Origin of the sequence: Streptomyces sp. W16 (assembly GCF_033194735.1) — a bacterium.
Taxonomy (GTDB): domain Bacteria; phylum Actinomycetota; class Actinomycetes; order Streptomycetales; family Streptomycetaceae; genus Streptomyces.
The window spans coordinates 1-3418 of sequence record NZ_JAWOAI010000781.1; the positions used below are offsets into that span (position 1 = coordinate 1).

A 3418-nucleotide genomic window follows, 5' to 3' on the forward strand; every position below is an offset into this window, starting at 1 on the left:
GCCGCTCCCGGACCCGCACGGAGCCCGCCGGTGCCCGCTGAGGCCACCGAGGAGGGCGCGTACGGCGACTCGTACGAGGGCGGGCTGCGCAAGGTCGCCCGGGTGGTCCTCCTCGACCCGCAGGACCGCATCCTGCTGCTCCACGGCCATGAGCCGGACGATCCGGCCGACGACTGGTGGTTCACGCCGGGCGGCGGCCTGGAGGGCGACGAGACCCACGAGGAGGCCGCCCTGCGGGAACTCGCGGAGGAGACCGGCATCACTCAGGTGGAGCTCGGCCCGGTGCTGTGGACCCGGACGTGCTCCTTCCCCTTCGCGGGCCGCCGCTGGGACCAGGACGAGTGGTACTACCTGGCCAGGACGTCCGCCACGGCCGACGGGGTGCCCGGCGCCACGGCCCTCACCGAGCTGGAGCGGCGCAGCGTCTCCGGAGCACGTTGGTGGACGTGCCGGGAACTGGAGCGGGCGCATGAGACGGTGTATCCGACCAGACTCGCCGAGCTGCTCCGCAGGCTGATCGACGAAGGGCCCCCGGCCGGGCCGGTGACCCTTGACACGGAAATCGTCTAGGGGCGCACGGGACTGGCGCACAATGGTGGGATCGCACGGCTGAAGGGGAACATGCCATGAGCGCCGAGGACCTCGAAAAGTACGAGACCGAGATGGAGCTGAAGCTCTACCGGGAGTACCGCGATGTCGTCGGTCTGTTCAAATACGTGATTGAGACCGAACGGCGCTTCTACCTCACCAACGACTACGAGATGCAGGTGCACTCGGTCCAGGGCGAGGTTTTCTTCGAGGTGTCCATGGCGGATGCCTGGGTGTGGGACATGTATCGACCGGCTCGCTTCGTGAAGCAGGTCCGGGTGCTCACATTCAAGGACGTGAACATCGAGGAGCTGAACAAGAGCGATCTGGAGCTGCCGGGCGGCTGACGGCGGCTCTTCGCGGAGCGCCCGTCACTCGTGTGGGTGACGGAGTTCTCCACAACCACTGAACGGTCCACCAAGATCCACTCGGTGGGCCGTTCTGCGTGACGGTTGGCGCCGGAGGTGGTGCCGACATGAACGCACGCAGTGCACTCGGCAAGTACGGCGAGACGCTGGCCGCACGACGGCTGGTCGAGGCCGGGATGACGGTCCTGGAGCGCAACTGGCGCTGTGGCAGGACCGGCGAGATCGACATCGTGGCGAGGGACGGCGACGTCCTTGTCGTCTGCGAGGTCAAGACACGGCGGGCCGGTGCCTACGAGCACCCGATGGCCGCGGTGACCCCCGAGAAGGCGGAGCGCCTGCGCGGCCTCGCCGAATGCTGGATCCACGCCCACGGAGGGGCGCCACCGGGCGGTGTCCGCATCGACCTGGTGGGCGTGCTCCTGCCCGGCCGCGGCGCACCCGTCGTCGAGCACGCGCGGGGGGTGGTCTGAGATGGGGTTCGCTCGTACGTGCTCGGTGGCGCTGGTGGGCGTCGAGGGCGTGGTCGTCGAGGTACAGGCCGACCTCGAACCGGGCGTCGCCGCGTTCACGCTGGTGGGGCTGCCCGACAAGAGTCTGACGGAGAGCAAGGACCGGGTGCGGGCCGCGGTGGTCAACTCGGGCAGCGCGTGGCCGCAGAAGAAACTGACGGTGGGCCTGAGCCCGGCGTCCGTACCGAAGAGCGGCAGCGGCTTCGACCTGGCCGTCGCCGCGGCGGTACTCGGCGCGGCCGAGCGGATCGATCCCCGGGTGCTCGCCGACATCGTGATGATCGGAGAACTGGGACTCGACGGGAGGGTCCGCCCGGTCCGGGGCATCCTCCCGGCGGTGCTGGCGGCGGCGGACGCGGGCTATGAGCAGGTGGTGGTGCCGGAGTGTGCAGCCGCCGAGGCGTCCCTCGTGCCCGGGGTGTCCGTGCTGGGCGTCCGCAGCCTGCGGCAACTGATCGCCGTACTCGCGGACGAACCCGTCCCCGACGAGGAACCGGACGACCTGGGCCGACCCGATCCGCTCCTCGCCGGCCTGCGCATGCCGGGCACCGGGGCGGCCACGGGCATGCACAGCGTGGGAGCGGCGCATCATGACCCCGGTCATGACCTCGCCGATGTCGTCGGGCAGTACGCGGCGCGCACGGCGGTGGAGATCTCCGCGGCCGGCGGGCACCACCTCTTCCTTGAGGGGCCGCCGGGCGCGGGCAAGACCATGCTGGCGGAGCGGCTGCCCGCGATCCTGCCCCCGCTCGGCCGGCAGGACTCGTTGGAGGTCACGGCGGTCCACTCGGTGGCGGGACTGCTGCCCCCGGGCAAACCACTGATCGACGTCGCCCCCTACTGCGCCCCGCACCACTCGGCCACGATGCAGGCCCTCGTCGGGGGTGGGCCCCACATGGCGAGGCCCGGAGCCGTCTCCCTGTCGCACAGGGGAATTCTCTTCCTCGACGAAACTCCGGAGTTCAGCAGCCAGGCTCTCGACGCGCTGCGGCAGCCACTGGAGTCGGGGTACGTGGTGATCGCCCGTAGTGCGGGTGTGGTGCGGTTCCCGGCGAGGTTCCAGATGGTGCTCGCGGCCAATCCGTGTCCCTGTGGCCGCTTCTCCCAGAAGGAGGACTTCTGCGAGTGCCCATCCACGTTGATCCGCCGCTATCAGGCCCGGATCTCCGGCCCACTGCTCGACCGGGTGGACCTGCGTGTCACGGTGGACCGCGTCACGCGGGACCAGCTCACCGTGCGCGGCGCGCGAGGAGAGACCACCGCGACGGTCGCGGACCGGGTGAGGGCGGCGAGGGAGCGGGCGGCGGCACGCCTCGCGGACACTCCGTGGCGCACCAACAGTGAGGTGCCCGGCCGTGAACTGCGCAGCCGTTGGCACGCCGTGCGCGGGGCGATGGACGAGGCCGAGCGCAATCTGGAGCGGGGCGCGCTGACCGCCCGCGGGATCGACCGGGTCCTGCGTGTGGCCTGGACGGTCGCGGACCTCAAGGGTCACGACCGGCCCGACGAGGTGGACGTGGCCCTCGCCCTGCAACTGCGCACAGGTGTTTCACGAGGCGCACCGATGTCCATCGGGGCACTGGCATGACCGCGAACGAGCACGCGGGCGAGGAGTTCCTCGCCCGCGTCTTCCTCGCCCGAATCGTCGAACCCGGCGACGAAGTGGCCGGTCGGTGGATTCGTGAGCTGGGAGCCGTGGAAGTGGCCCGGCGGCTGCGGGACGGAGGGCCGCAGCTCGTCGGGGTCACCGACAAGCGGTGGGCCGGGCTGTGCGCGCGGGCCGAGGCGGTCGAGCCGGGGCGGGATCTGGAGGTCGCGCGGGAGGCCGGGGTGCGATTCGTCTACCCCGGTGACACCGAGTGGCCCGCCCAGCTCGACGACCTCGGGGACGCGCGGCCCGTCGGACTGTGGGTGCGCGGGCGGCCCAGCCTGCGGGTGTGGGCGCTCAAGTCG

Annotated in this window: 4 protein-coding genes and 1 pseudogene; all 5 read left to right on the top strand. The window is 71.2% G+C overall.

What is annotated here, in order from left to right; all coding sequences use genetic code 11:
- Window positions 1-30: 30 nt before the first annotated feature.
- A complete protein-coding gene (locus R6V09_RS49100; RefSeq protein ID WP_262059131.1) occupies window positions 31-570 on the top strand; it encodes an NUDIX hydrolase in 540 nt (179 codons plus the stop codon).
- A 56-nt stretch (window positions 571-626) separates the two neighbouring features.
- Entirely contained in the window at window positions 627-935 is a 309-nt protein-coding gene (locus R6V09_RS49105) for a DUF2469 domain-containing protein (protein WP_003965949.1), read from the top strand.
- 128 nt (window positions 936-1063) lie between these two features.
- Window positions 1064-1426: a YraN family protein gene (locus R6V09_RS49110; protein ID WP_262059132.1), complete on the top strand. Its 363-nt coding sequence runs from the start codon at window positions 1064-1066 to the stop codon at window positions 1424-1426.
- Between the two features lies 1 nt (window position 1427).
- Window positions 1428-3053, top strand: a complete 1626-nt coding sequence (locus R6V09_RS49115; protein WP_317887929.1) for a YifB family Mg chelatase-like AAA ATPase — start codon at window positions 1428-1430, stop codon at window positions 3051-3053.
- A pseudogene (locus tag R6V09_RS49120) lies at window positions 3050-3418 on the top strand (DNA-processing protein DprA); the annotation flags it as partial. The gene R6V09_RS49115 and the pseudogene R6V09_RS49120, both read left to right, overlap by 4 nt.

What these genes read in the sequence shown, in the direction of transcription:
- R6V09_RS49105 (WP_003965949.1), top strand. Translation starts at nt 627, where the DNA reads ATGAGCGCCGAGGACCTCGAAAAGTACGAGACCGAGATGGAGCTGAAG.
- R6V09_RS49110 (WP_262059132.1), top strand. Translation starts at nt 1,064, where the DNA reads ATGAACGCACGCAGTGCACTCGGCAAGTACGGCGAGACGCTGGCCGCA.
- R6V09_RS49115 (WP_317887929.1), top strand. Translation starts at nt 1,428, where the DNA reads ATGGGGTTCGCTCGTACGTGCTCGGTGGCGCTGGTGGGCGTCGAGGGC.